At 63.5% G+C, this 25,065-nt stretch carries 22 protein-coding genes; 11 read left to right on the top strand and 11 right to left on the bottom strand.

Annotation, left to right across the window (positions count from 1 at the left end):
- Window positions 1–3 precede the first annotated feature (3 nt).
- Complete coding sequence (locus tag Q7S20_06345; GenBank protein ID MDO8501443.1) at window positions 4–300, top strand: DUF167 domain-containing protein; 297 nt, start codon at window positions 4–6, stop codon at window positions 298–300.
- Window positions 300–710, top strand: coding sequence for a hypothetical protein (locus tag Q7S20_06350; GenBank protein ID MDO8501444.1), 411 nt, complete (start codon window positions 300–302; stop codon window positions 708–710). Before Q7S20_06345 ends, Q7S20_06350 begins: the two co-directional genes overlap by 1 nt.
- 24 nt (window positions 711–734) lie before the next feature.
- Here the strand turns inward: Q7S20_06350 and Q7S20_06355 are convergent, their stop codons facing one another.
- Window positions 735–2,453: an FAD-binding dehydrogenase gene (locus tag Q7S20_06355; GenBank protein MDO8501445.1), complete on the bottom strand. Its 1,719-nt coding sequence runs from the start codon at window positions 2,451–2,453 to the stop codon at window positions 735–737.
- Between the two features lie 126 nt (window positions 2,454–2,579).
- On the opposite strand from Q7S20_06355, the gene Q7S20_06360 reads away from it, so the two are divergent.
- Together Q7S20_06360 and Q7S20_06365 are read left to right on the top strand one after the other, a co-directional pair.
- Complete coding sequence (locus Q7S20_06360; protein ID MDO8501446.1) at window positions 2,580–3,980, top strand: M20/M25/M40 family metallo-hydrolase; 1,401 nt, start codon at window positions 2,580–2,582, stop codon at window positions 3,978–3,980.
- Window positions 3,981–4,097: 117 nt separating this feature from the next.
- Window positions 4,098–5,327 (top strand): DUF1343 domain-containing protein, encoded by a 1,230-nt coding sequence (locus tag Q7S20_06365; protein ID MDO8501447.1) that lies wholly within the window; start codon window positions 4,098–4,100, stop codon window positions 5,325–5,327.
- A 14-nt stretch (window positions 5,328–5,341) separates the two neighbouring features.
- Here Q7S20_06365 and Q7S20_06370 read toward each other — a convergent pair whose 3' ends face one another.
- Window positions 5,342–5,872 carry a hypothetical protein gene (locus Q7S20_06370; protein ID MDO8501448.1) on the bottom strand — a complete coding sequence of 177 codons (531 nt, stop codon included), beginning with the start codon at window positions 5,870–5,872 and terminating at the stop codon, window positions 5,342–5,344.
- Between the two features lie 96 nt (window positions 5,873–5,968).
- Here Q7S20_06370 and Q7S20_06375 point away from each other — a divergent pair, with 96 nt between their 5' ends.
- Complete coding sequence (locus Q7S20_06375; GenBank protein ID MDO8501449.1) at window positions 5,969–8,248, top strand: protein kinase; 2,280 nt, start codon at window positions 5,969–5,971, stop codon at window positions 8,246–8,248.
- Window positions 8,249–8,332: 84 nt separating this feature from the next.
- On the opposite strand, the gene Q7S20_06380 is transcribed toward Q7S20_06375, so the two are convergent.
- Window positions 8,333–9,007, bottom strand: coding sequence for a hypothetical protein (locus tag Q7S20_06380; GenBank protein ID MDO8501450.1), 675 nt, complete (start codon window positions 9,005–9,007; stop codon window positions 8,333–8,335).
- A gap of 268 nt (window positions 9,008–9,275) precedes the next feature.
- Here Q7S20_06380 and Q7S20_06385 point away from each other — a divergent pair, with 268 nt between their 5' ends.
- Window positions 9,276–10,271 carry a glycosyl hydrolase family 18 protein gene (locus Q7S20_06385; GenBank protein MDO8501451.1) on the top strand — a complete coding sequence of 332 codons (996 nt, stop codon included), beginning with the start codon at window positions 9,276–9,278 and terminating at the stop codon, window positions 10,269–10,271.
- Window positions 10,272–10,337: 66 nt separating this feature from the next.
- Here Q7S20_06385 and Q7S20_06390 read toward each other — a convergent pair whose 3' ends face one another.
- Window positions 10,338–11,840, bottom strand: a complete 1,503-nt coding sequence (locus Q7S20_06390; protein ID MDO8501452.1) for a M20/M25/M40 family metallo-hydrolase — start codon at window positions 11,838–11,840, stop codon at window positions 10,338–10,340.
- 230 nt (window positions 11,841–12,070) lie between these two features.
- Here Q7S20_06390 and Q7S20_06395 point away from each other — a divergent pair, with 230 nt between their 5' ends.
- On the top strand, window positions 12,071–13,543 hold the full coding sequence (locus Q7S20_06395; GenBank protein MDO8501453.1) for a beta-N-acetylhexosaminidase: 1,473 nt from the start codon (window positions 12,071–12,073) through the stop codon (window positions 13,541–13,543).
- A gap of 78 nt (window positions 13,544–13,621) precedes the next feature.
- Here the strand turns inward: Q7S20_06395 and Q7S20_06400 are convergent, their stop codons facing one another.
- A complete protein-coding gene (locus Q7S20_06400; protein MDO8501454.1) occupies window positions 13,622–13,981 on the bottom strand; it encodes a DUF2784 domain-containing protein in 360 nt (119 codons plus the stop codon).
- 217 nt (window positions 13,982–14,198) lie between these two features.
- Between Q7S20_06400 and Q7S20_06405 the strand changes: the two genes are divergently transcribed.
- From Q7S20_06405 to Q7S20_06415, 3 genes are all read left to right on the top strand, one after another.
- On the top strand, window positions 14,199–17,537 hold the full coding sequence (locus tag Q7S20_06405) for a S41 family peptidase (GenBank protein MDO8501455.1): 3,339 nt from the start codon (window positions 14,199–14,201) through the stop codon (window positions 17,535–17,537).
- 72 nt (window positions 17,538–17,609) lie between these two features.
- Entirely contained in the window at window positions 17,610–17,816 is a 207-nt protein-coding gene (locus Q7S20_06410) for an AbrB/MazE/SpoVT family DNA-binding domain-containing protein (protein ID MDO8501456.1), read from the top strand.
- A gap of 2 nt (window positions 17,817–17,818) precedes the next feature.
- On the top strand, window positions 17,819–18,214 hold the full coding sequence (locus Q7S20_06415) for a type II toxin-antitoxin system VapC family toxin (GenBank protein MDO8501457.1): 396 nt from the start codon (window positions 17,819–17,821) through the stop codon (window positions 18,212–18,214).
- Between the two features lie 58 nt (window positions 18,215–18,272).
- Here the strand turns inward: Q7S20_06415 and Q7S20_06420 are convergent, their stop codons facing one another.
- The 3 genes from Q7S20_06420 to Q7S20_06430 all read right to left on the bottom strand — a co-directional run bounded on the left by Q7S20_06420 (window position 18,273) and on the right by Q7S20_06430 (window position 19,357).
- Window positions 18,273–18,641 carry a nitrilase-related carbon-nitrogen hydrolase gene (locus Q7S20_06420; GenBank protein MDO8501458.1) on the bottom strand — a complete coding sequence of 123 codons (369 nt, stop codon included), beginning with the start codon at window positions 18,639–18,641 and terminating at the stop codon, window positions 18,273–18,275.
- Window positions 18,611–18,763: a hypothetical protein gene (locus Q7S20_06425; protein ID MDO8501459.1), complete on the bottom strand. Its 153-nt coding sequence runs from the start codon at window positions 18,761–18,763 to the stop codon at window positions 18,611–18,613. The genes Q7S20_06420 and Q7S20_06425 overlap by 31 nt, the downstream gene beginning before the upstream one ends.
- A 303-nt stretch (window positions 18,764–19,066) precedes the next feature.
- Window positions 19,067–19,357: a hypothetical protein gene (locus Q7S20_06430; GenBank protein ID MDO8501460.1), complete on the bottom strand. Its 291-nt coding sequence runs from the start codon at window positions 19,355–19,357 to the stop codon at window positions 19,067–19,069.
- A 215-nt stretch (window positions 19,358–19,572) separates the two neighbouring features.
- On the opposite strand from Q7S20_06430, the gene Q7S20_06435 reads away from it, so the two are divergent.
- On the top strand, window positions 19,573–20,670 hold the full coding sequence (locus tag Q7S20_06435; protein ID MDO8501461.1) for a hypothetical protein: 1,098 nt from the start codon (window positions 19,573–19,575) through the stop codon (window positions 20,668–20,670).
- Window positions 20,671–20,848: 178 nt separating this feature from the next.
- Here Q7S20_06435 and Q7S20_06440 read toward each other — a convergent pair whose 3' ends face one another.
- From Q7S20_06440 to Q7S20_06450, 3 genes are all read right to left on the bottom strand, one after another.
- Window positions 20,849–23,434 carry a protein kinase gene (locus tag Q7S20_06440; GenBank protein MDO8501462.1) on the bottom strand — a complete coding sequence of 862 codons (2,586 nt, stop codon included), beginning with the start codon at window positions 23,432–23,434 and terminating at the stop codon, window positions 20,849–20,851.
- A 116-nt stretch (window positions 23,435–23,550) separates the two neighbouring features.
- Complete coding sequence (locus Q7S20_06445) at window positions 23,551–24,135, bottom strand: hypothetical protein (protein MDO8501463.1); 585 nt, start codon at window positions 24,133–24,135, stop codon at window positions 23,551–23,553.
- A gap of 75 nt (window positions 24,136–24,210) precedes the next feature.
- Entirely contained in the window at window positions 24,211–25,011 is an 801-nt protein-coding gene (locus Q7S20_06450) for a hypothetical protein (protein MDO8501464.1), read from the bottom strand.
- Between the last annotated feature and the right edge of the window lie 54 nt (window positions 25,012–25,065).

The raw sequence follows: 25,065 nt of genomic DNA on the forward strand, positions 1-25,065 counted from the left end.
AGCGTGGCTGTCACGACCGCGCGAGGATGCATTCGATTCGCCGTGCACGTTCAACCGCGCGCATCGCGAACTGAAATTGTCGGCGTGCATGGAACGGCGCTGAAAGTGCGGCTCCATGCGCCTCCCGTGGATGGCGCCGCGAATACAGCGCTTATCGAGCTACTCGCGGACAAACTCGGCGTTCCGAAGCGCGCTGTGCGCATCGTCGCCGGGCAGTCATCGCGTGGAAAGACTGTGGAGATAGAAGGCGTATCACCCGCGAGCGTGCACGCGCTCGCAGAAGGAGAGGGGATCTCATAGTGGCATCCATACTCGTCGTAGGCCCCGACACCGCTCTGCTGGAAGGAATTTCCCAGACGCTGGTCGGCGCGGATCATAAGGTCGTGGTGGCGAGAGACGTCGCCGAAGCGCTGGAGCTGCTGCAGGGCGCGCGGCCGCTCGTTGCGGTCGTGCACATGGACGAGCTTTTGAATGGCGGCTCCGTATTCCGCGTGACGCTGGCGCAGGGTGGCGCGCTCATCGCATTCCACTCGGACGAGACAGACGCCGCCGGGCTTCCGTTCCAGCTTCAGCGTGCGATGCTTGCCGAGCTGCGGCTTCCACTGGAACGGCAACGTTTACTGGCACTCGTGAAGTTCGTAGAGAGCCGCGCGCGGGCCGCAGGACGCGATTCGTCCGACGAGGACGCCACAGAAGCACGGACCAGCTGATCCGCGCGGCGAGCGAGCACCCGCTCAGCCGATCGCCGCTGCCGCCGCTCTTCCCGCGGCGCGTCCGGAGAAAATGCATCCGCCGAGAAATGTCCCCTCGAGCGCGCGATACCCGTGCATGCCTCCCCCTCCGAAACCGGCAACCTCACCCGCCGCGTACAAACCCGGCAACGGCTGCCCGTCTGCGCGCAGCACCCGCGACAGGAGATCCGTCTCCAGCCCGCCGAGCGTTTTCCGCGTGAGGATGTTGAGGCGCACCGCGATCAGCGGACCGGCATCCGGGTCGAGCAGCTTGTGCGGCTTCGCCACTCGAATGAGCCGGTCGCCGATATAGCTTCTCGCCCCGCGCAGCGCGGCGATCTGAAGATCCTTGGTGAACGGATTGTCCATCTCGCGATCGCGCGCGATCACTTCGCGCTCGACCTGTTCGACGTCGAGAAGCGGCTCATCCGTCAGCTCGTTCATTCGGCGGATGAGATCACGCAGCTCGCGTTCGACGATGAAATCGGCACCCCGCTCCATGAATGCACGCACTGGCGCCGGCGCTCCGCCTCCGGCGCGTCCGAGGACTCCGCGAATGCTCCTGCCCGTGAGATCCGGATTCTGCTCCGATCCCGAGAGCGCGAATTCCTTCTCGATAATCTTCTGCGTGAGGATGAACCAGGAGTACTCGTGCCCCGTTCGCATGATGTGATCGAGCGTGCCGAGCGTGTCGAAGCCCGGATAGAGCGGCGCCGGCAGTCGTCGTCCGAGCGCATCGAGCCAGAGCGACGACGGCCCGGGCAGAATCCGTATTCCATGATTCGTCCAGATCGGATTCCAGTTGCGTATCCCTTCGACGTAATGCCACATCCTGTCGCGATTGACGATCCGACCTCCCGCCAATTCCGTGATGCCAAGCATCCGGCCGTCCACGTGGTCGGGCACGCCGGACAACATCTTCTTCGGCGGATCGCCGAGCCGGGCGGGCCAGTTCGCTCGCACCAGATCATGGTTCGCGCCGATGCCTCCCGACGTGACGATCACCGCCTGCGCCCTGATCTCGAACTCGCCGGCAATGTCGCGCGTGCTGCGCATGCCACGCTCGGCCGCGCTCGGCTCCAGAACTTCGCCGCGCACGCCGTCCACGACGCTGCCGGTCATCGTCAGCGCGCTCACGCGATGGCGGAATCTGAACTCGACGAGGCCGTGAGCTTCCGCCGCGCGCACGCGGTTAACGAACGGTTCGATGATCGCCGGGCCTGTGCCCCATGTGATGTGGAATCGCGGCACCGAGTTCCCGGGCCCGGTTGCGCCGTAGCCGCCTCGCTCCGCCCATCCGACGACGGGAAAGAATCGCACCCCGCGCTCATGCAGCCACGACCGCTTCTCACCAGCGGCAAAGTTCACGTACGCTTCTGCCCACTTTCGCGGCCAGTAGTCCTCGTCGCGGTCGAATCCCGCGGTTCCCAGCCAATCCTGCCATGCCAGATCGAATGAATCGCGAATGCGCAGACGGCGCTGCTCCGGCGAATTGACGAGGAACAAGCCGCCGAACGACCAGAAGGCCTGACCGCCGAGACTCTGTTCCGGCTCCTGGTCCAGAACGATTACCCGCTTGCCGGCGTCTGCCAGCTCCGCGGCGGCAACGAGCCCGGCGAGTCCGGCTCCGACGACGATCGCGTCCGCGTCGCCTCTCATTTCATCGCCTTTGGCGCGATGGTCAGCGCGAATGATTTTCTGGCGACTTGCATCGGTGTCCATTCTCTCCGGTTCGAGGCGACCCGCTCAATATCGCCAGCCCACCCGGCATTCCGCGAGCTTTGACGGGATCGCACATTTCACCGCGAAGGTCCGCAGCCCGTCATGCACTCCGTCATCCAACGAATAATGCGATTCGATATCCATCGCCGTCTGTCCCTGGCCGTCACCGCGGTAGTGACACTCTCATCCGCCTGCACGCCGATGGCCCCAGGGGCGTCGAGTCCGGTACCTGTGTCTTCGATGCCGTCACCCGCCCCGAATCCCGGATCGGCCGTACCGACTGCCGCTCTCACCGCGACAGAGCGCGCGATCGCGAGCGCCGTGGATGGCCGGAACGCCGAGGGGCTCGCGCTGCTCGAGCGCATCGTAAACATCAACAGCGGGACGATGAACTTCGCTGGAGTCCGCGAAGTGGGAGCGATCCTGCGCGCCGAGCTCGACGCGCTCGGGTTCGAGACGCGCTGGGTGGACGGCGTCGCGTTCGGCAGGGCGGGTCATCTCATAGCCGAGCGTACGGGGACCGGGCCGCGTCTTCTGCTCATCGGGCATCTCGATACCGTATTTGAGCCGACGAGTCCATTTCAGAGATTCGAGAAGCTGACCGACACGACCGCACGTGGCCCGGGCGTGATAGACATGAAGGGTGGCGACGTCATCATGCTGCAGGCGTTCAAGGCGTTGAGGGCAGCCGGCGTTCTGGACAGGATGAGCATCACCGCCGTGTTCTCTGGCGACGAGGAATCTGCCGGACGTCCGCTCGAAATGGCGAGAGGAGAGCTCATCGCGGCAGCGAAGCGTTCGCAGTACGCGATCGGCTTCGAGGACGGATCTGGCGATCCGCGCACCGCCGTGATCTCCCGCCGCGGCGCAACTTCATGGAGTCTGCGGTCTACAGGCATTCCCGCTCACTCCTCGCAGATCTTCAGATCCGACATCGGAGCCGGCGCGATCTTCGAATCGGCCCGTGCGCTTGACCAGTTCCGCGCGCGGCTCAGCACGCAGCAGTATCTGACGTTCAACCCCGGCTACGCGATTGGTGGAACGGACGTGCGCACCGATTCGACCCAGCCCGGCGGAAGCGCGTACGGAAAGTCGAACGTCGTTTCGAGGGAGATGTGGGTCTCGGGCGATATTCGCGCGCTCTCACCGGAGCAGCTTGCGAGCGCCAAGGCCACGATGCGCTCCATCGTTTCGTCTTCGCTTCCGCACACCACGTCGGAGATAACGTTCGACGACGGGTACCCGCCGCTCGCGCCGACAGACGGAAACCGGCGCCTGCTCTCACTGTACGACCAGGTGAGTCGCGATCTCGGCTACTGGCCCATGGTGGCCGTGGATCCGATGCGTGCGGGGGCGGCGGACGTATCATTCGCGGCTCCCTTCATTCCGATGGCGCTCGACGCAATCGGGCTCGCTGGTTGGGACGATCACACCGATAAGGAGACGGCGGATATGCGGATGTTCGGTCCGCTCACGAAGCGCGCGGCGGTGTTCCTCTATCGGCTGAGCACCGCCGCGCCGCGGTGAGAAGCCGGCGATGAACCAATCGTTCTCGCGCCCGACGCTCGTCCTGCTGTCGAGCCACGCGCGTCCCGTCGGGGAGGCCGCATGACTTTCCCATCACCACTGACACACAGACCAGCTATGCCGCCAAGAATTGCGATCCTCGCGCTCATGATCTCTGCATGTGCGACGCAGACCCAGGCAGTGCGGCCACCGGAGGGCCAGGTCGTGCCGGGCGTCGAGGTGCTGCTGCGCGATTCGCTGGATCTTCTTCGCGGCAAGCGCGTCGGCCTGATAACCAATGCATCGGGCCGGGACCGTAAGGGAACAAGCACGATAGATCTCCTGTTCCACGCGCCCGATGTGAAGCTTGTTGCGCTGTTCGGCCCCGAACATGGCTTGCGCGGGGTCGCCGAAGCGGGAGTCGCGGTGGCCTCGGATGTTGACTCGGCCACCGGCGTACCCATCTACTCGCTTTTCGGAGAGATCACCACTCCCACTCCGGCGATGCTGGCCCCGCTCGATGTCCTTGTCTACGACATCCAGGACGTCGGCGCACGCGTGTACACGTACCAGTGGACGATGGTGCTCGCCGCGGCTGCCGCGAAGAAAGCCGGCAAGCCGTTCATCGTTCTCGACAGGCCGAATCCGATACGTGCCGATCGGTTCGAAGGGAACGTGCTACGGCCGGCGTTCGCTTCCTTCGTCGGACTCCAGCCGGTCCCGTTGCGCTACGGCTTCACTCCCGGTGAGCTGCTCCGGTATCTGGTTGGAAAGAGGCTGATTAACGCCGATGTCACCGTCGTCCCGATGAGCGGATACCGGCGCTCAATGTGGTGGGAGGAGACAGGCATTCCGTGGATCAACCCGTCGCCGAACCTGCGCGGGATGGACGCGGTCATTCTCTATCCCGGCACGGTGATGTTCGAAGGAACGAGCGCGAGCGAAGGCCGCGGAACCGAGGATCCATTCCGCATCGTCGGCGCGAGCTGGCTGACCGACGCCGCCGCGATCGCGGACGAGCTCAACGCGAAGCATCTGGCTGGTGTGCGGTTCGCGGCGACGACGCGCGCCATCGTCCCGACGGCGCGAAAGTTCGCCGGCCAGACCATTCCAATGATCGAGATCACCATTACCGGCCGCAACAAGGTGAACGGAGCGGAGGTCGGGGTTCACATGCTGCGCGCCATGTACCGCCGGCATCCGGCGGAATTCACGTGGAGGCTTCCGCAGATTGACCGGCTCGCCGGCACGGACGAGCTGCGCAAGGCGGTGGAACAGGAAGGCGGAGTGGAGCGGCTGCTCGAGCAGTGGAGAAAAGAAGCGGCCGCTTTCGAGATCGAAGCGCGGCCGTTCCTGATCTACCACTAGCTCCTGCCGCGCGCCTACCGCGGAGAACCGGGCTGCGGCGGGCCCGCTGTGAGCGCAAGCGTGACGCGCTCGGCCTGTCGCTGATTGGCGGTCAGGATGACGGCGGCGAGATTGGCCGAGCGAATGAGAATCGGCGGCATTTCCCAGGCGGCCGTGGTGCCGCGCGGCGCGACAAGCACAGTATCCATTGCGGAGAGGTCGCGCGCGAGTGCCGCTTCGTTCTTGTACAGAAAGATTTCGAGGCGCGACTTGCCTAGCGAATAAACCGTCGGGCTCACACTGAATCCCGCGCGTTTGGGCGACTCGCCCTCGATCCGCCGGGCGACGAACCCGGACTGGCGCAGCCGCTTCTCGACGGTGCAGAGCGCCCAGAGCCCGGTGTGGGGGCACGCTGTCGCGCCCGCGTTGGAGCCGGACGTACGTGCCGCCGGTGGCTCAGCGACCGAATCCGGTCCGGAGCGGGCCAACCGCGTCGAGTCCAGGCGTGACTCACTCGATTGGCCGCAGCCCGCGATCACGAGCGCGAGCGCGAACGCGAACGCCATTGGAGTGGCGGTGACAATTGGCCGCTCACAGTGGACGCCACTCTGGCCCGGGCGCCATGTCGCAGCTATCGTTGCGAACACAGCACGGGAGATGGCATGCCGACGTCCCAGCTTCGTGATCAGGTGCAACGATCGCTTGGCGCCACCTATACGCTCCATCGCGAGCTGACCGGCGGGGGCATGTCGCACGTCTTTCTCGCGGAGGAAACCGCCCTCGGCCGCATGGTCGTGATCAAGATCCTCTCCCCCGAGCGCGCGCAGGGCCTGCTTGCCGATCGCTTCGCGCGGGAGATACGCCTCGCCGCCAAGCTGCAGCATCCCCACATCGTTCCTCTTTTCTCCGCCGGGACAATAGATGGTCTTCCCTATTATACCATGCCGTTCGTCGAAGGGGAGTCGCTGCGCGCGCGACTGTCCCGGGATACGAGGCTGCCCGTAGCGGAGGCGCTTCAAGTACTCCGCGACACGGCGCGCGCGCTCGAGTACGCGCACGCGCACGACGTGGTTCACCGCGACATCAAACCCGACAACATCCTGCTCTCCGGCAATGCCGCGTGCGTTATTGACTTCGGCATCGCCAAAGCACTGACGGCGGCACGCAGCGAGACCGCGCCCGTCCCGCGGGACGGCTCCCTGACTGGCGTCGGCTTCGTCGTCGGCACTCCGGGATACATGGCTCCGGAGCAAGCGACTCCGCACGAGCAAATAGACCATCGTGCCGATATCTATGCGTTCGGCTGCGTCGCGTACGAGCTTTTCGCGGGGAAGCCGCCGTTCTCCAAGCCCACGCCGCAACTGCTGATGATCGCTCATATCATCGAGGCCCCATCGTCTTCGGCGCTTCGTGGAACCGACATCCCTCCATCCATCGCCGACCTGGTGATGAGGTGCCTCGCCAAGGCGCCGTCCGATCGGCCCCAGAGCGCCAGCGAGCTGATCAAGGCAATTCAATCCGACGGGATGCGCGTTTTCACTCCGGCGAGCGGCACCGACGCAGCCGCTTCCATCGCGGTTCTGCCGTTCGACAACATGAGCGGCGACGTGGCAAATGAATACTTCTCCGACGGGATCACCGAGGAGATCATCAATGCCCTCACGCAGATTGGCGGGCTTCGGGTCGTCGGTCGCACGTCCTCGTTCGCATTCAAGAACGCCAAGCGCGATCTCCGCGCTGTTGGCGAGCAGCTCGACGTCGCCACCGTTCTCGAGGGCAGCGTGAGGAAATCGGGGAACCGGCTGCGCATCACAGCGCAGCTCGTGAAGGTGAGCGACGGCTATCATCTGTGGTCCGAGCGCTACGATCGCGAGCTCACTGACGTATTCGCCGTGCAGGACGAGATCGCCAAGGCGATCGCATCCAAGCTGCGTCTCTCGCTCGGGAAGAACGCCGGCCTCATCAAGCCGCGAACAGTGGACCTTGAAGCATACGAGCTCTTCCTCAAGGGCCGGATTCACATGTACCGGCTCGGCCACTTCATATTTGGTGGAATAGACTGCTTCCAGCGGGCGATCGAGCTTGACGACAACTTCGCGATGGCCCATGCATCGCTCGCCGAGGCGCTGCTCATCGCCGGGTATTCGGGCCTGATGCGCCCTGCCGATGTGATCGTGCGTGCGCAAACCGCGGCGGCGACAGCTGTCCGGCTGGCGCCGGGAAGCGCCGAGTCGAGGCACGCCATCGCCTTCTGGATGAGCTTCTACGGGAGTGACGCCGAAACCGCGATCGCCGAATGGCAGCGGGCGATGGAGATGGGATCGCAGTTGTCGCAGGTGAGATGCAACTACGCGATCTGGGGACTCTGCCTTCTCGCGCAACGCTGGGACGACGCGGTGAGAGTGATCGAAGAAGGAGTCTCCGCCGATCCGCTCAACGGATTCGCCCATTCGATGCTCGCGCTGGCGGAGATCTTCGCGCGCAAGCCTGGCGAGGTCGTCGCCCACGCGCGCCGCGGAGTGGAGCTGGACCCGGAATCGTTCTGGGGAAACTTCAGCCTGCAGCGTGCATATCACTTCGCGGGCATGCACTCCGATGCGCTCAGGCAAGGCGCGTTAACGCTCGCCCAAAGCGGCCGGCACCCGTGGGTATTGGCCGAGTTGGCGGTGGCGCACGCGTCAGTCGGAAACTTCGACGCCGCCGACGCCATCTATTCGGAGCTGGCGGCGCGAAATCGAATCGAGCCCATCCAGCCGTCGGCGATGGCCCTTGCCGCCACGTGCGCGCGCAAGCTCGACGACGCCATATCGCTCTGTCATCGCGCCGTGGACGACCGGGACGCGCACATCCGGTGGGCGGCCGTTGACCGATGGGAGGGATGGTCGCCGCTGTACGAACACCCCGCATGGGCCGTGGTGCGTCAGAGAATCGTGGAGTGGTAGAACCCGCGGCGGCATCCCGATGCCGGCCAGCTGCAGGTTCTCAAGTCAGCGCGGCACCCTGCTCCTCGCAAAATGCGACGACAATCATGTGCCCGCACCCTTCATTCCGTCCAGCTTCTTCAGATCCACTTTCCCCAGCGCATCCTTGAGCGCATCCATGTCCACGTCATTACCCGACACCTCCGCGACAAATCGGCCACCGACGAGCACACTCACCTCACCGGACCTCGACGCCTTGTCCCACTTCTCGTGCGACTTGAACCCCTTGAAGGTGGACGTCTTCTCGTAGCCGCTGTCCGACTCCCGCTCGATGTCCGTTGCCGCCCACGCGTGCGCCGCCATTCCCGCGAGTCCGGTCATGCTGCCGATGTCGGTGATCTTGATGGTCATCGATGCACCCTCGCCGTTCGAATACCGCCCCTCGGCGTTCGATATCTGCATTCCCATGGCGGAAGTCTTCTCGCCGGTTGCTTCCGTGCGCTTCATGCCTGACACCTCGCCGGGTAGCAGGTCCTTCAGGATCTTGTAGTCCACGGTCTCGACCTTCTTGCCGCCTTTCGCCGCACCCATCGCCGCACCGAGTGCGTTCATCGCGTCAGTCATGTTCCCGGTGTCGTTCTTCGTGGCCTCCGCCATTTTCTTGCTGGCCACGTCGAGCTGTCTGGCGGTTTCTTCCGCCGCCTTCTGCTCGGGACTCTTGCATGCGGACGTCATCACGATCGCGACAGAAACCGTCAGAAAGGTCCATTTCCTGTGCATCCGGCACTCCTTTGAAGGTGGGGTTTGCGGCCCAGCCAGAATACGGCTTTCGCGAGCGCTTTTCAACTGCGGATAGAGCAGATCCAGCATCCTTCGACCCAGTTCGCCTTGCGCCCCGCTGACGGCATGATTGACAGGGCGCCCGAGCGGGCATAAGACTCGCTGCCTGCAGTCGCACGAGATTGTGCGTCCGGCTTGAACCTTTTCCAACCGTCCGATGAAACTCCGCCGATCATCATTGCTGTTCGCCATCACGATGCTTTGCCCGATGACGGGACAATCCCAATACGCCGGCGAGCGACTCTTCTATTACGTGGACCGCGAGGACAGCTACAACAGTCTGGTGAAGCACATCGGCCAGATCAGCGTGCTGGCGCCACAGGTTTACGTCGTGGACAGTCTCGGCATCATGTGGGGATCGCTCGACCGCCGTGTCGCCGCGCTCGCGAAGCAGCACAACGTGAAGGTGATGCCGCTCTTCACGAATGAGGGATTCCAGCAGCCCGGGCTGCGGCGCCTTCTTGCCGACTCGGCCGCGCGCGCCCGCGCTGTCGAGACCATGGTCGCGCTGTGCAGAACGCACGGCTACTGGGGGATCCAGTTCGACGTCGAGAATATCAACATCGCCGACCGCGACCGCTTCACCGCCTGGTATCGTGAAGCGGCGAACGCGCTGCACGCCGCGGGCTTCAAGATCAGTGTCGCGGTGGTGCACCGCACCGAGGACGGCGCGGGTCCGACGGCATATCATCGCTTCCTTCAGGACAGTTGGCGCGGCGGTTACGATCTCGCCGAGCTGGGGCGCATTGGAGATTTCATCTCGTTGATGACGTACAGCGAGCACACGCGCCGCACCACTCCCGGCCCGGTCGCGGGGCTGCCGTGGATGAAGGAAGCGGTGGATTATTTCCTCCGCTTCGTGCCGCCGGAGAAGCTGTCGCTCGGCATTCCGACGTATGGTGGTCGCTGGTACACGCGCTACGATGGGTCAACTCCCGATCGTGCGAGCTCGACCAGCGAGTCGGTGAGCTGGACCTGGGGCTCCGGATTCGCCGCGCGCAACGGCGCGACGATTCAATGGGACTCCGTTCAGCAGGTGCCATTCGCGTCCTACAGCATCGGAGGCATCAACGAGTGGCTGTTCCTCGAGGACGCTCGGGCGTTCCGGACGAAGCTCGATCTGGCGAAGGAAAAGAAGCTGCGTGGCTTCTCGGTGTGGGTGCTGGGACCCGAAGACGAGCGGATATGGGACGTGCTGCGCTAAACGCAGACGTCGCGGCGAGGCACCGACGGGTCATTACATCGCTCAAGCCAGGGGGCTTCGCGCTACTTACGGTCTCAGGGTCAACGCACCTGCAAGTCGCCGCACCAGCTTGTCGAGAAAATCGAGCCCCTCGTAGAACGACTTCGTTCTCAGCTTCTCGTCGCGGCCGTGGGCGTTGCTTTCACCAGGAAGCGAGAAGATTCCACTGACTCCGTAGGTCGGGATTCCCACCGCGCGTAGAAAGCGACCGTCGGTAGCGCCGGTGGACATCGTGGGAATGACGGGAATGGCGCCCCACATACGGCGTGTCAGGTCAGTCGTCGCCTGGAGCAACGCCGGTTCCACGGGCCTGGCCGATTCGGGGAACCGCTCGCGATCCGGAAGCGTGAACGTGATGGCGATCGCCGTGTCAGCGAGCACGCGTGCCAGCGTTGCCTGGGTTTCCTCGGCGCTCGATGTCGGAACGATGCGGCAGTTCACGTTGGCGCTCGCGGTCTGCGGAAGCGCGTTGTACGCATGACCTCCCCCCAGTCGAGTCGTGACGCATGTCGTTCTCAGCATGGATGCGTAGCGCGGGTCGGTCGAAAGCCTTGCCGCAGCTGCCGAGTCGTCAGCGTTGGCGACGATGGCGCGCATGGCGGCCGAAATCTCGGGACGCTCGACTTTCGCGGACTGCTCGAAGAACGCGCGCGTCACGGGATTGAGTGCGACCGGGAATGCGAAGCGTCCAAGTCTCGCCAGGCCATTCGCAAGCGCGTAGATCGCATTGTCGGGCCGAGGCACGCTGGAGTGTCCGCCCGAATTCCTCACCGTGAGGGTGAAGTTCTCGGGCACTTTCTCCGCCGCCTGGATGGAGTTGAGAAGCGGACGCACGTTGGCGCCTTCGCCGGCGAGAGTCCCACCACCGCCTTCATTGATCGCGTACGCAGCATCGATGAGCGACCGGTGGTCCTTGATCAGCCACTCGACACCGTTGTTGTCGCCGCCCTCTTCGGCGGCGGTGAGCGCGAGAATCAGGTCGCGCTCCGGCCGCCATCCTTCCGCCTTATAGTGGAGAAGATTCGCCACGAATATGGCCGCCATCGCCTTGTCGTCCGCCGAGCCACGTCCGAGAAAGAAGCCGTTCTCCTCGTAAAGGGTGAACGGGTCGCGCGGCCAGTCCGACCTGAGCGCGGCGACGACGTCGATGTGCGCGAGGAGCAGGATCGGCTTTGCGCCGCCCGCGGGTCCGCGACCGCGATAGCGAACGACGAGATTGCCTTTCGTCGAATCGCCGGGCGGGACGAGAATCTGTACGTCCTCCGCCGGAAATCCCGCAGCGCGGAATCGCCGCGCCATCGCTTCTGCCGCGCGAGTCGTCGAGCCAACGGAGTCGACTGTGTTGATTCCGACGAGCTCGGCGTAGATCTCGCGCGCAAGACGCTCGTGAGGCGTGGCCGCGGCGCGAGGAGCCGTGACCGGAGCTTGCGCTTGTACCGGCGAAGGAAGCGGAGCGCTGGTAATGATTGCGACGAGGATCAGTGCTGCGCTGACGACGCGCAGTCCGACCGATGGCGACGAAGACGACAAGTGGTTCTCTCCTATCGTGTTGTGTAGTTGAGCTTCAGCTCTGAAGCTATCGTGGCGAGACGCTTCAGGGAGCGAACGAGAGAGCGCGCGATGTCATCGGACGAGGTAGCTTATTCAGAATGACTTCTCAAGGATACTCCGGCATGCGCTCATCCAGCTTTCGGCGCGCTCTGCCGTTCACCGTGTTGGCGGTTGTCGGTTGCACTTCTCGCCCACCGGGAACAGCGCCCTTGCCTGTCGCGCGAGAAGAGCGGCACAGCATCATCCCGCTTCCGTCTTCGATTCAGCTCGATCCCACTCAGTCATTCGTTATCGATACACTGAGCACGGTCTACATCGACGAAGGCGCCGGCACGCCGGTCGAAGGAGTCGCGACTTACCTGGCGACGATGCTCGCACCTGCCATCAAGCCGGAGGTGCGAAGGATCGCTTCGGGTACTCCTCTGCCGGGTGGGGCGATCCATCTCGGGATCGATTCCGCGAACGCTGTGGTTGGAGCGGAAGGGTACGAGCTGACCATCACACCCGCCGCAGTGAACATCACTGCTCGCACCGCTGCCGGTCTCTTTCACGGCGTTCAAACCCTTCGGCAATTGCTCCCCGTGTCCATCGAGCATCCCGCGGCTCTGAGACACCAGCTGACCATGCCCGCAGGCCGGGTGGTAGATGCTTCACGCTTCGAGTGGCGCGGCATGATGCTCGACGTCTCGCGTCACTTCCTCGGCGTCAGGGACATCGAGCGCTTCATCGATCTGCTGGCGCTCTACAAGCTCAATCGTCTCCACCTGCACCTGTCGGACGATCAGGGCTGGCGCATCGAGATCCAGTCACGCCCCAACCTCGCGAAGATCGGCGGCAGCACGCAGGTAGGTGGCGGCCGAGGCGGCTATTACACGCAGGCCGAGTACATGGACATTGTCGCATACGCGGCGAGCCGCTTCATCACGATCGTGCCCGAGATCGACATGCCGGGTCACACGAATGCTGCCCTCGCGTCATATCCGGAGCTGAACTGCAACAAGGTATCGCCGCCGCCCTACACCGGCATTCGCGTGGGATTCAGCGCGCTATGCGTGGACAGCGCCGCGATCTATCCCGTCCTGGAAGACGTGGTCCGTGAGATCTCGGCGCTCACACCGGGGTCCTGGTTCCACATCGGCGGTGACGAGGTAAAGACACTGACGACCGAACAGTATCGCCGATTCATCGAGCGGATGCAGGGAATCGTGAATGCGAACGGCAAGCAGATGATCGGGTGGGGTGAGATAGCGCCTGCGCAACTCTCCCCGACTACAGTAGTTCAGAACTGGAAAAAGGATTCTTCAGCCGTGCACGCGGCGAGAGGCGGGAAAGTCATTCTGTCCCCCGGCATAAAGGTGTACCTCGATCAGAAATACGACAGCTCGACCATCCTCGGCCTGAACTGGGCGGGATTCAACTCGGTGAGGACTGCCTACGATTGGAACCCGGCGACATTCATACCGGGAGTGCCCGAGAGTGCGGTCCTGGGTGTGGAGGCGCCGCTCTGGTCGGAAACGTTGGTGAAGTCCGAGGACTTCGAGTTCATGGCGTTCCCGCGATTGATTGCAGTCGCGGAGGTGGGGTGGACTCAAGCTGGTCTGATTGAGTGGGACGGGTTCAGGAGAAGGCTCGAGATGCAGACCGGGAGATTGAACGCACTCGGGATCAATACGCCCAGGTAGCGCGGATTCGGTCAGGCGTCCAGCGCGACGAACATGACCTCACCGTATGGGGACGATCGGGGGTCCATCTGAGAAGAGTCATGTGCGACGGCGAACAAACAGAAAATATGCGATCGCGTTGACGGTAAGCACGAGGATGCCGAACACCACCTGGGTGTTCCTGCTCAGACCAAGGGGATAAAGGACGGGAATGATGTAGTGGTCGATGAAACCGCCCTCATATCCCGCCTGCCCACCGCGCGCGCGAAAGGCGTTCTCCAACGGAGTCAACGGACATATCCAGCCCGCGAACTCTATCAACACTCCCCACACCGCCATCGGGAGGTGCGCGTAGATGACCTTTGGCCACCGCCGCAGCAGGAACCCGCCGAGTACGACGAATACGACAAAACTCAGATGCGCAACGACGACCGCGTCGGCGAGCCACCGATAGATCATTCGCTAAAGCCCGTCAACACATCTCCGACGCTCGTCGCCACAGAAAGCTCAATTAGTCCTTTAGCATACAGTGAAGCGCCAATAATAGGCATTGCGGCGCTATTCGTCACGGCCGCCAGCTACCGCAGCGGGTCATCCGTGGCGATGCTACGTGGGATAGCGCATTTTTCCCCCGCTCAATCCTGCTCCGTCCCGCTACCCCACTCCTCTTTTCCGAATGCGTAATTCAATCGCTCGCATCGTCACGTGCTTCGCTGCGCTGTCAGTCGCCCATCCGGCTCTCGCGCAAACGAAACTGCTGCGCTTTCCGGGAATTCATGGCGACCGCATCACGTTTACATACGGCGGCGATCTCTGGACCGCCTCGACCAGCGGCGGAACGGCCACTCGGCTCACCACTCACCCCGGGCTGGAGCTGTTCGCGAAGTTCTCTCCCGACGGTAAATGGATCGCGTTCACCGGGCAGTACGATGGAGACGAGCAGGTCTACGTCGTCCCGTCAACGGCCGGCTCACCGAAGCAGTTGACGTACTACCCGTCGGGCGGGCCGCGTGCGGAACGCTGGGGTTACGACAACCAGGTGTACGGATGGACGAATGATGGTTCGCGGATTCTCTTCCGCGCATCGCGCTGGTCGTGGTCGCTGGGGCAGACCCGCCTCTTCACGGTGAGCGCGGCTGGAGGTTCCGCGGTTCCTCTTCCGATGCCGCTCGCTGGATCGGGCGCCTATGCCCCCGACGGCAAGCGCATCGTTTATTCGAAAGTGTTCCGCGATTTCCGTCCCGAGAAACGCTACGGCGGCGGCCAGGCCAACTATCTCGCCATCTTCGACTTCGCCGGCAACTCGGCGAAAACCATCACCAAGGGCCCGCGCGCCGAGCGTGATGCGATGTGGATCGGGGGCAAGATCTATTACAACTCCGACAGGGACGGGACGTTCAATCTGTACTCGTACGACGTCGCCTCGGGCGCGACGAGTCAGCTCACCCACAGCACGACATGGGATGTGCGGTGGCCGAGCGCTGATCCGGAAACGGGACGCATCATCTATGAGATGGCGGGCGAGCTTTCCATCTTCGACACGAAAACTGGCCAGACGACCCCGATTCACGTCACCGTCTTCGACGATGGTGTCAACACCAGGCCATCGCGAGTATCTGCCGCCGGCCAGGTGGAACGGTTCGCGCTCAGCCCGAAGGGCGAGCGGGCAGTCTTCGCCGCGCGGGGCGACATTTTCACCGTGCCGATCGAGCGTGGCTATACGCGCAATCTCACTCACTCATCCGGCGCGCATGACAGGGAGCCGGCGTGGTCGCCCGACGGAACGCGGATAGCGTTCATCTCCGACTTGAGTGGAGAGGAGGAGATCTACTCAGTTGCGCAGGACGGCCAGTCGAAGCCGGTGCAACTCACCACCGGAGGGCATGCCCAGCGCTTCAGTCCGCGCTGGTCGGCCGATGGATCGCACATCGCGTTCAGGGAAAAGGACGGAAGGTTGTTCGTGCTGCGTGTCGCGGACAGAAACCTGAAAGAGATCGCCAAGGACATGCAGGGCGGCCTGTCCGACAATGCGTGGTCGCCATCCGGGAACAATCTCGCGTGGAGCATGACCGACTCCGACCGCACGAGCCAGTCCATTTACGTCTGGACCGCCTCCGACGGCCGCGTGCGAAGAGTCACCGGCGACGTATTCAACGAGTACAGCCCCGCCTGGGATCCCGCCGGGAACTTCATCTACTTCCTGAGCGATCGCGACTACCAGCCTCAGATCTCACAAGCTGAGTTCAACTTCGCGACCGCCCGTACGACAGGCATCTTCGCGCTCGCGCTCCGGAAGGATGTGAAGCAGCCATTCCCAATGGAGAGCGACGAAGTCACGATTGACACGGCGTCGAAGGCGCGGCCAGGTGTGCCAGGTGCCGCTGCTCCTGCGCCGGCCGCTGCTCCGGCTCCCGCCGCCACCGGAAAGGACTCGGTCGCGCCGGCGCGAGCCGAGATCAGAATTGATTTTGATGGGATCGAGACGCGTGTCGCGCGAGTCCCTGTCGAAGCCGACAATATCAGCGATGTCGTCGCGACGAAAGACCAGCTGATCTACGCCGTTCAGGGCGCCAGGTACTACGGCCGCAGCAGCGAGCGGAAGCCCGTGCTCAGCACCTTTACGCTGAAGGACCGGAAGACCCAGGTTCTCCTCGACAATGCGCCGTCATACGCATTCTCGGCCGACATGAAAAAAGTCATGGTGCAGGCGGGCGGTTATGGCGTGTATGACGTGGGGGCGAACGCAGTCGCGTCGAGGAAGGGCGTTTCCACCGACGGACTCGTGGTGGATCGTGTGCCGAAGGATGAATGGAACCAGATATTTGACGAAGTATGGCGCCGCTATCGCGACTACTTCTATGTGAAGAACATGCACGGCTACAACTGGCAGGCACTGCACGATCAGTACAAGCCGCTCGTTCAATACGTCGCGCACCGCGCCGATCTCAACTACGTCATTCAGGAGATGATCGCCGAGCTCTCCGTGCAGCACACGTACATAGCCGGTGGCGACTGGCAGCAGCAGGCGCGCGTCCCTGTCGCGCTGGCGGGAGCCGTGTTCACGCTCGACTCTGCGCGCAACCGCTATCGCATCTCAAAGATCTATACAGGGCAAAACGAAGAGCCCAACTACCGATCGCCGCTGACGGAGATCGGTGTGAACGCGAAGGTCGGCGACTACGTCATGGCGATTGATGGAGAGGATCTTCGCGGGAGCGATGATCCGTATCGGCTGCTGCGCGGGAAAGCCGACCGTCCAGTCACTCTCACATTGAGCTCGGACGCTCAGGGAACTGCTTCGCGCCAGGTCAGCTATCGCCCGATCACCACCGAGGGCGATCTCGGCTACCTCGACATGGTGCTCGCCAACCAGAAGCGTGTGGCGCAGCTCAGCGGTGGAAAGGTCGCGTACATTCACATCCCGGACATGGGCGCGAACGGACTGCGGGAATTCGTCAAGTGGTACTATCCGCAGATCAACAAGGAAGGACTGGTGGTGGACGTTCGCGCGAATGGCGGCGGCAATGTCTCCCGGATGCTGATCGAGCGTCTTCGTCGCGAGTTGCTGGGCATCAACTACTCGCGCGACAACGAGCTTCCACAGACCTACCCTGACCAGGTTTTCGTCGGCCCGATGGCGGCGATACTCGATGAGTATTCGGCATCGGACGGTGACATCTTCCCGGCGATGTTCCGCCAGGCGAAGCTGGGTCCGCTCGTCGGCAAGCGTTCGTGGGGCGGGGTGGTCGGGATCACCGGAGGCGTTCCGCTGATTGATGGCGGCAACGTGAATGTTCCGACGTCAGCGCTGGCGAGCGTCGAAGGTCAGTGGATCATCGAGGGCTACGGAGTTGATCCCGACATCGAGGTGGAGAACGACGCCGCATCGGTGCTTGCCGGCAAGGATCCGCAGCTGGAGCGCGCGGTTCAGGAAGTCGTGCGGCAGATGGGAGCGAAGCGGCATGTTCTTCCTCCGCGTCCGCCGGACAAGGTGAGGGAGCGCACGGGACGGTGAAGGCGTGGTAACCGTCTGTTGTACCATTTCATGATCGATACTATATTGGTATTACATCAAGGAGTTCGATACATGGAAACGGTAACTGTCAGCCCAAAGTTCCAGGTCGTGATCCCCCGGGCAATCCGTGAAAAGCTGCAGATCGAGGCGGGACAGAAAGTGCAGGCGATCGCTTTCGAGGACCGCGTGGAGCTGATCCCGGTACGGTCCGCGAAGAGCATGCGCGGGTTCCTCAAGGGACTCGACACGCGCGTCAAGCGGGAATCCGACCGGATTTAGCCATGACGAAGGCGAAGCTCAACGTCGTGGACTCATCTGCATGGCTCGCTTATTTCGCCGACGAGCCGGGCGCGCATGCATTCGCTGGCGCGATCGAGGATACCGCAGGGCTTGTCGTTCCGACGATCTGCCTCACCGAAGTGTTCAAGGTTGTCGCGAGACAGCGCGGGGAGGGCGACGCCTTGCAGGCGATAGCCGTCATGCAGCAGGGCCGAGTCGTGAATCTGGATGGCGAGCTGGCACTGGCGGCCGCCGTCGTGGGAACGGAGCACAAGCTCCCACTCGCAGACAGCATCGTGTACGCTACCGCACGCCAGCTCGATGCGGTCGTGTGGACGCAGGATGAGGATTTCAAAGGGCTTCCGAACGCTCGGTATTTCCGAAAGCGCAGGACATGAGACCTCTGAGTCGCTCAAACTCCTGCTGTTTCGTGATTGTGAACGTGAGAGGCTCCGCCTAACCGGCGGCGAGGACATAGCAGCGTCCCTCGAACGCGTAATGGCGACTGGCGATCTGATGCATCTCGTGGACAGTCGGCCAGACCGCCACGTGAATGTCTTCTCCGCTGTCGTGGAGGGCCTGACGCGCGAGCGGCATCCAGTGCTCCCAGCATACGAGCCCACCGATACGGGCAACCGGAGTTTCAACCGCGCGCAGGCCGTCGGTGTCTCCCTGCCCCCAGACGAGCCGCTCGGTGTAGGTTGGAATGAGCTTGCGATGATGATTGAGCAACTGGCCATCACTACCATATGTAAGCAGCGCGTTGAACAGCGTTCCGCGCCCGGGGCCGGCCGTTACTCTCTCGACAGCGCCGACGACGACCACGACGCCCGTCTCTTTCGCGACACGCGACAGCGCCGCGCCGTCCTCGCCAGACCCTCAGCGAGATCACTCGAGACCTCGGCCTGCACGACCGCTACGTGCACGGTGCCGGCAGTGCGGGTCATTCGACTCTCGGCCGGGTTGGCGTTCTGGAGCTCGAAGGCGTGCGGATATGCCGCGTGTCCCGCCACTTAGTCACGCGAACATCTCGACGTATTGCTCGTAGCGAAATGAGCGATTTCTCCGCTGCATCGTTATTTCCTTCAGGATACCTAAGCGAGTCAGGCGGCTCACAAGTTCGTTGGCTGCCGGGAATGAAGTCCCGGTAATGTCCTTCACCGCCTTCACGTTGATGATCGGCCGACGGTAAAGCGATTCAAGGACCTTGTGGCCATTCCCCGATGTCCGGGAGGTTCATCCCCCGATGATCAGGTCGGATCCGCCACCCAGCTCCTGAGCTCGTCCGGACTACGCAGTATCCGATCGCGTGATCCTATCTCCGGATGGATCTGGTCCGAAGGGTATCCGGTGGGCTGTCCGTTCTGCCGGCTCACGATCCACGAGTGCTTCTGATCGCGAGGGCGGCCTGTCATCAGCGATCGCGGCGATGTGTCAACGACGCCGGCAACTGCCCCGTACGTCGCGCGCTGGTGGAACTGATCGAGCAGCTCGAGAACTGAGTCGAAGGAGTGCTCCGTCGAGGTTGCGGTGTTGCTCATGAGTGATTCCTCCTGAAGTTGACAACGGTCTTGTAGCGACTGTTTTCAACATCGCCGGCGATCGGGGGGCCGCGCGACTACCGAAGGCCGCGAGTGAAATCAAATCGTGGCGGCGCACGATCGCGATAAGTCGATTGATCGAGCTATCTGCGGTCGAGCGGAGAATTGTGTGGCAGGCGCGCTAACCTTCGACGGTTGCGCGCGTCTATCCAAACATGACGATACAAGCCGTGAACGCTTCGATGATCCCGGAAACCATCAGGCTCTCGCGAGTCCTCCTTCTCCTTGTGGCCCTCGCGTGCAACGGCGCCAGCTCTGCGGGCCCCTGGTCAGACACGAATCTCCCGCCCTCGAACGGCAATGACACCGTCGAGGTCGCATTGAACGATCTGGGAGGCGGGACGTACAAAGGATTTCGCGGAGGACTTTATCCGAACGGAAGCAACAGCGCGCCTGCCGCTCACTCCGCTGTCGGAACGGCGCGCGCGAAGAATATCCGGCCACTCGACGCGAACGGAAATCCGAGCCCCACAGGAAAGTACGTCCTGCTTTCCATCGGAATGTCGAACACATCCCAGGAATTCTGTGGCGCCGACATCACGGTCAACTGCCTGAGCGAGACGTTCATGGGTCAGGCGGTCGCCGATCCGACAGTCAACAAGTCCACTCTCGTCATCGTCAATGGAGCCCAGGGCGGCCGCGACGCGCAGAACTGGATCTCTCCATCGGCGCAGACGTTCAATGAAGTCCGAGATCAGCGACTGAGCAGACTCGGTGTCACAGAGCGCCAGGTTCAGGTCGTTTGGCTCAAGCAGGCCGACGCCGGTCCCACGCGGCTGCTGCCCGACTCCGATGCAGATGCCTATGCGCTCGAGACGCGACTTGGCTCGATCGTGCGCGCGCTGAAGGTGAGATATCCCAACCTTCAGCAGGTTTTCATCACGAGCCGCACCTATGCCGGATATGCGACATCCACTCTGAATCCTGAGCCGTACGCGTACGAATCGGGCTTCGCGGTGAAGTGGCTGATCCAGGCACAGATTGACCAGGTGCAGCGCGGAAGCGTCGTTAATATGCGGGCCGGCGACCTCGACTACAACACTGTCGCCCCATGGATAGCGTGGGGCGCGTATCCCTGGGCTGACGGGATGAAAGCGAGATCCGACGGACTGCAGTGGGAGCGCGCCGACTTCGGCAGCGATGGAACGCATCCTTCGTCGGCCGGGCGCGCGAAGGTGGGCACGATGCTGCTGGCGTTTTTCAGGAATTCAGAGTGGACCCGGTGCTGGTTCGTTGCCGGAGAAAGTTGCTGAAGCTGAAAGGACAGTCCACACATAATCGCATCGAGAGAGGGCGGAGGTGCCGCTACGGGCCTACGCTGTATCCCATGGCACGGTACCCGCGCTGGCGCTTCTCGAACATCCTGGCGAGGACAGGCACTGCGCGATCCACGTAGTAGCGGGTAACGGGTAACGGGTAACGGGTAGCGGGTCACTGCAGGCGCCGCCGCTCCGCCGTCTGGCCGCTCGCGATCGGCGCGGCGGCCACCGTGCGCACCGACACGCCGAGCTTCAGCTCGTGCTCGACCAGCCCGCGGTATCGCGGGTCACCGCGCATCTTGTCGAAGCGCGAGTCCCACCCGAGATGCACGATGAACGTCGAACGCTCCTCCGCCGCGCGGCGCAGCCACCTGAAGGTCTCGTCGCCGTCACCGAGCCCGGCGTAGACGGTGGCGATGTCGTAGGGGGAGACGTACTCGTTCTGCGCCCGCACGAGCAGCTTGCCCAGCACTCGCCGCGACTCCGCCGTGTGCCCCGTGACCGCCAGCCCGTTCGCCAGCGCCGCAGCGGTGAACGCGCCCGTGCTCAGGCGCGTGCCCTCGGCGAACGCGAGCAGCGCCGAGTCCGGCCTCCCCTCGCCGAGCAGCGCCCAGCCGCGCACCACCTGCGCCCACTCGGCGGGCATCATTGCGTCCGCCTCCGCGGCGTAGGCGAGCGCCTGTTTGTACTCGTGGTTGAAGAGACTGTGCCATCCCATGCAGGACGTGAGCATCGGATTGGCGGGATCCAGCGCGACCGCCTTCGCCGTCTCATCAACCGATTCGCGCTGCCGCCCCTGTGCGAGCAGAAAGTGTGCGTAGTCGTGATGGATCTGCGCGTGGCCGGGGCTCAGCTCGAGCGCGCGGCGGAACTCCTGTTCGGCGCCGGCCCAGTCCCACTCCTGGAGCATCTTCACCAACGCCATCTGGCCGTGCGCTTCGGCCAATAGCGAGTCCTGCTCGAGCGCCGTCGTCGCGGCCCGGCGCATCTTGGCGAAGGCGATCCCCGGCGGAATGTCGCCGAAGAACGCCAGGAAGTAGTAGGCGCGTGATAGCCCCGCCTGCGCGGGGGCGTGCGAGGGATCGATCGCCACCGCGCGCTCGAATGCCTCGATCGCCTGAGGGAGCTTCCAGTGCGCCTGGTAGTAGACGCCCTTCAGGTACGCCTCGTGCGCGGCGGGATCACTCGCCCGCTCCGCGGCCGCCTTGACGTCGCGCCCCGCAACGCCGCGCCCGCCAGCGCCGCGAGTGACAACGCGCACGATCGCGGTCTTCAGCTCCTGCTGGAGCAAGAACAGCTCGCGCACGTGCCGGACATACTTGCCGGTCCAGAGATTCTGCTGCGTGGCGGCCCTCACGAGAGTGGCCGACACTCGCACGCTGTCGCCCGTGCGCGTGAGGCTCCCCTGAACTACCAGGTCCGCGTGCAGCTCGCGGGCGATCTCCGGGAGTGTCTTGGGCGGGCCCATCGCAGCCATCCCGCCGCTCGTTTCGGAGGGCATCGCGGCCTTTCCCGTCCCGCCGCTCATGTCGGAAGTCATCGCGGCCTTTCCCATCCCGCCCATGTCCGTCCCACCGACGGAGGCGCTCGCGTACCGCATGATCGAGGTGCCGGAGATCACCCGCACGCCCGGAATGCGCACCAGGTCGGCGATCAGCGCATCGGTGAGCCCATCGGCGAGATATGCGAACTCGGCGTCGCCGGAGGCGTTCGTGAGCGGCAGCACGGCGAGCGTTTGCACCGGGCCGCCGCCGCGGAGCAAGTCTCCGAAGCGCCACCAGGCGCCGAACAACACCAGCAGCATCACGATCGCGGCGAATGCCTTTGCGCGGCGAGAGCCGAAACGCACGAACCTCGATCCGCCGCGCACCCCCGACACCGTGCCGCGCGCGGTGGAATCTGCGTATCGCTCGCCGCTCTCCTGCGAGCACGCGGCGAGCGCCGCGCGGAACTGCTCCGCAGTGGCGTAGCGGTCGGCCGGCACGGGATCGAGCGCCCGCAGTAGTGCTTCCTCCACCGCCGCCGGTATCGACGGGCGCACCGTGCGAATCCGGGGTGGAGACCCGCTCAGCCGCTTCGCGATTATCGTCTGCGCCGTCGGGCCAGTGAACGGCGGCTCGCCCGCGAGCATCTCGTGAAGCACGGAGGCCAGACTGTAGAGATCGGAGCGGCCGTCCAGCGACTGCTCGCCGGCTGACTGCTCCGGGCTCATGTACGCCGGCGTGCCCAGCGTCATCCCCGTGGCCGTGAGTTGTCCCTCGGAGGCGCTTCCGATCGCCCGCGCGATCCCGAAATCGGCGAGCACCGCGTGCCCGTCTTCCAGCAGGATGTTCTCGGGCTTGATGTCGCGATGCAGGACGTTGTGCCGGTGCGCGTAGTCGAGTGCGCTCGCTACCTGACAGGTGATGCGGAGCGCGTCATCCATCGGAAGCTGTTTCTCGCGCGTGAGCCGGTCGCGCAGCGACTCGCCGACCACGAACGGCATCACGAAGTAGAGGAGGCCGGCGGTCTCACCCGAGTCGTGCAGCGGGAGGATGTGCGGGTGCGTGAGCTGCGCGGCGATGTTGATCTCGCGCAGGAACCGATCGGCGCCCAGACTCTGCGCGAGCTCGGGGTGGAGGATCTTGACGGCGACGTCCCGGTCGTGCTTCCGGTCGCGGGCCAGGTACACGGTCGCCATCCCGCCGCGGCCAATGCGACGCACGATCTCGTAGCGCTCCGCTAGAATCGAGGGAAGGGGAAGAGCATCGTCGTGCATACACGCCTCCGGGGCGAACCGCCGCAGTCAGATGATGCTGATGTTAATAGTTGCGCGCGGGCGATGTCGCCAGATGCTGAGCGGCCGCGCGCCCCAGAACCGCGGACATGGCGGCTCTACGCCCATCCATACGGTGTGACGCTCTTGTAGGCCCGCCAGGTGAAGGCCCCGGTGGCGACGACGAGCACTATCGTCAGCCACCACGGGAAGGGAGCCCGCACCTGCACGCCAAGGATGGAGATCGTCAACACGATGAACATGCAGACGGCCGCGAAGCGCTTGCGCCGCAAGCGCAGGTTTCCAATCCGGGCACCAACCTCCACGGGGATCGGACTACCGGCCTGCGCAAACAGGGCATCGATTTTGGGCTGCATGCCGACACGGACGTAGAGCAGAAGTCCCGCGATCACCACGAGGAGCAGGAGCTTCAGTCCCAGTGCCGGAACGGTGACGAAGCTCTCCCACCCCATGCCGTTCAGCAGAACCAGGGCGAGCCCCGTGATGAGTGCGGTAGCCTGAAAGACGAGACAGGGATTCGTGCGGTTCTTGATGATGTTCTCGAGGTATGTGTCCGCCCGGTCTCCAAGCGGAGGTCCCAGGGCCGCGCGCTGGTTGACGATGACCAGCGCATAGAATGGCCATACCATGAGGATGGCCGTGACGACGTGAATCACCGTGAGAGCGCTGAGCAGTGCGTCCATCGTCTTGTTCCTCGCGTGTAAGTCTGCCTCGACCGAAATGCCGGGGCGACACCCGGCCAGGCAGAGAAGATGGCTCTAATAGTATGGAAATCTCGTGAAGATCTCTCGCACTTTCTTTGCACTGGATGTGACCAGTTTCTCGAGTTGCGGGCTTATCAGGACCGATGTGCGCGATGAACGCGGATGGTGGACAGCGGCGATCATCGCCTTGTTTCCCCAGTGAACCGCGGCGCCGTACCCTGCCTTTGCACCTTCTTGTCGGTCAGCCCAGGCCACAATCGCTGCAACTCCAACATTTCTGTAGACGTATCCGACAGTCTCGAGGGCCAGAGCGCTCCTGAATCGATCTGACGTCTTGTCGGTGTATTCGTAGGCCAGGGCAGGATGCAGCAGTATCCATTGCGATCGCGGGGGCTCGTTATAGCCTCTTCTCTCGTGTCTCTGATAAAGCGCACTGTTGACCGCAAGCTCCCATGGGAACTGGCTTGGCGTTTTGTTAAAGTAGTTTTCCCAGCGTTTATCCAGCGCCGCCACGTACTTGACGAGCGCGTCACGTTGGGGCGTCAGCAGTTGTCCATTGAGCCGCCGTACCAGGGTTGCATCGGTGATGATCTCGACAGCTTCCTGGAATGCAGCGGAGCAGGCATCGACTGCCGCCTGGCAGCGTACGTCAACGCTCGAGTCCAGCGGGATCGCATATGGTGTGTCGAGAAACAGGCCTCCCCGAGCGATCTCGTACTGCCACTGCGCCGGTTCGGATTTGGCCAGAGCGTCCGCCCTTACGACTTCGATCCAGGCGTCTGTCCGTTCTACAAGGTTCTGCAGGTTGGCGCTGTTGCCGGTCTTTGCAGCCGAGTTGCGGATTGCAGTCAGCATCTCGAGCGCCCCTCGGCCGTCTGGAGCCTGAAGCCAGGTAGCGAACTGCATGCA

The sequence above is a fragment of the Gemmatimonadaceae bacterium genome (assembly GCA_030647905.1).
GTDB lineage: Bacteria > Gemmatimonadota > Gemmatimonadetes > Gemmatimonadales > Gemmatimonadaceae > UBA4720.

Excerpts from the sequence above, each read along its gene's own strand:
- Q7S20_06355 (MDO8501445.1), bottom strand. The coding sequence starts at position 2,453 with ATGGACACCGATGCAAGTCGCCAGAAAATCATTCGCGCTGACCATCGC.
- Q7S20_06360 (MDO8501446.1), top strand. The coding sequence starts at position 2,580 with ATGCGATTCGATATCCATCGCCGTCTGTCCCTGGCCGTCACCGCGGTA.
- Q7S20_06365 (MDO8501447.1), top strand. The coding sequence starts at position 4,098 with ATGCCGCCAAGAATTGCGATCCTCGCGCTCATGATCTCTGCATGTGCG.
- Q7S20_06370 (MDO8501448.1), bottom strand. The coding sequence starts at position 5,872 with ATGGCGTTCGCGTTCGCGCTCGCGCTCGTGATCGCGGGCTGCGGCCAA.
- Q7S20_06375 (MDO8501449.1), top strand. The coding sequence starts at position 5,969 with ATGCCGACGTCCCAGCTTCGTGATCAGGTGCAACGATCGCTTGGCGCC.
- Q7S20_06380 (MDO8501450.1), bottom strand. The coding sequence starts at position 9,007 with ATGCACAGGAAATGGACCTTTCTGACGGTTTCTGTCGCGATCGTGATG.
- Q7S20_06385 (MDO8501451.1), top strand. The coding sequence starts at position 9,276 with ATGACGGGACAATCCCAATACGCCGGCGAGCGACTCTTCTATTACGTG.
- Q7S20_06400 (MDO8501454.1), bottom strand. The coding sequence starts at position 13,981 with ATGATCTATCGGTGGCTCGCCGACGCGGTCGTCGTTGCGCATCTGAGT.
- Q7S20_06405 (MDO8501455.1), top strand. The coding sequence starts at position 14,199 with ATGCGTAATTCAATCGCTCGCATCGTCACGTGCTTCGCTGCGCTGTCA.
- Q7S20_06410 (MDO8501456.1), top strand. The coding sequence starts at position 17,610 with ATGGAAACGGTAACTGTCAGCCCAAAGTTCCAGGTCGTGATCCCCCGG.
- Q7S20_06415 (MDO8501457.1), top strand. The coding sequence starts at position 17,819 with ATGACGAAGGCGAAGCTCAACGTCGTGGACTCATCTGCATGGCTCGCT.
- Q7S20_06425 (MDO8501459.1), bottom strand. The coding sequence starts at position 18,763 with ATGACCCGCACTGCCGGCACCGTGCACGTAGCGGTCGTGCAGGCCGAG.
- Q7S20_06430 (MDO8501460.1), bottom strand. The coding sequence starts at position 19,357 with ATGAGCAACACCGCAACCTCGACGGAGCACTCCTTCGACTCAGTTCTC.
- Q7S20_06435 (MDO8501461.1), top strand. The coding sequence starts at position 19,573 with ATGACGATACAAGCCGTGAACGCTTCGATGATCCCGGAAACCATCAGG.
- Q7S20_06440 (MDO8501462.1), bottom strand. The coding sequence starts at position 23,434 with ATGCACGACGATGCTCTTCCCCTTCCCTCGATTCTAGCGGAGCGCTAC.
- Q7S20_06445 (MDO8501463.1), bottom strand. The coding sequence starts at position 24,135 with ATGGACGCACTGCTCAGCGCTCTCACGGTGATTCACGTCGTCACGGCC.
- Q7S20_06450 (MDO8501464.1), bottom strand. The coding sequence starts at position 25,011 with ATGCTGACTGCAATCCGCAACTCGGCTGCAAAGACCGGCAACAGCGCC.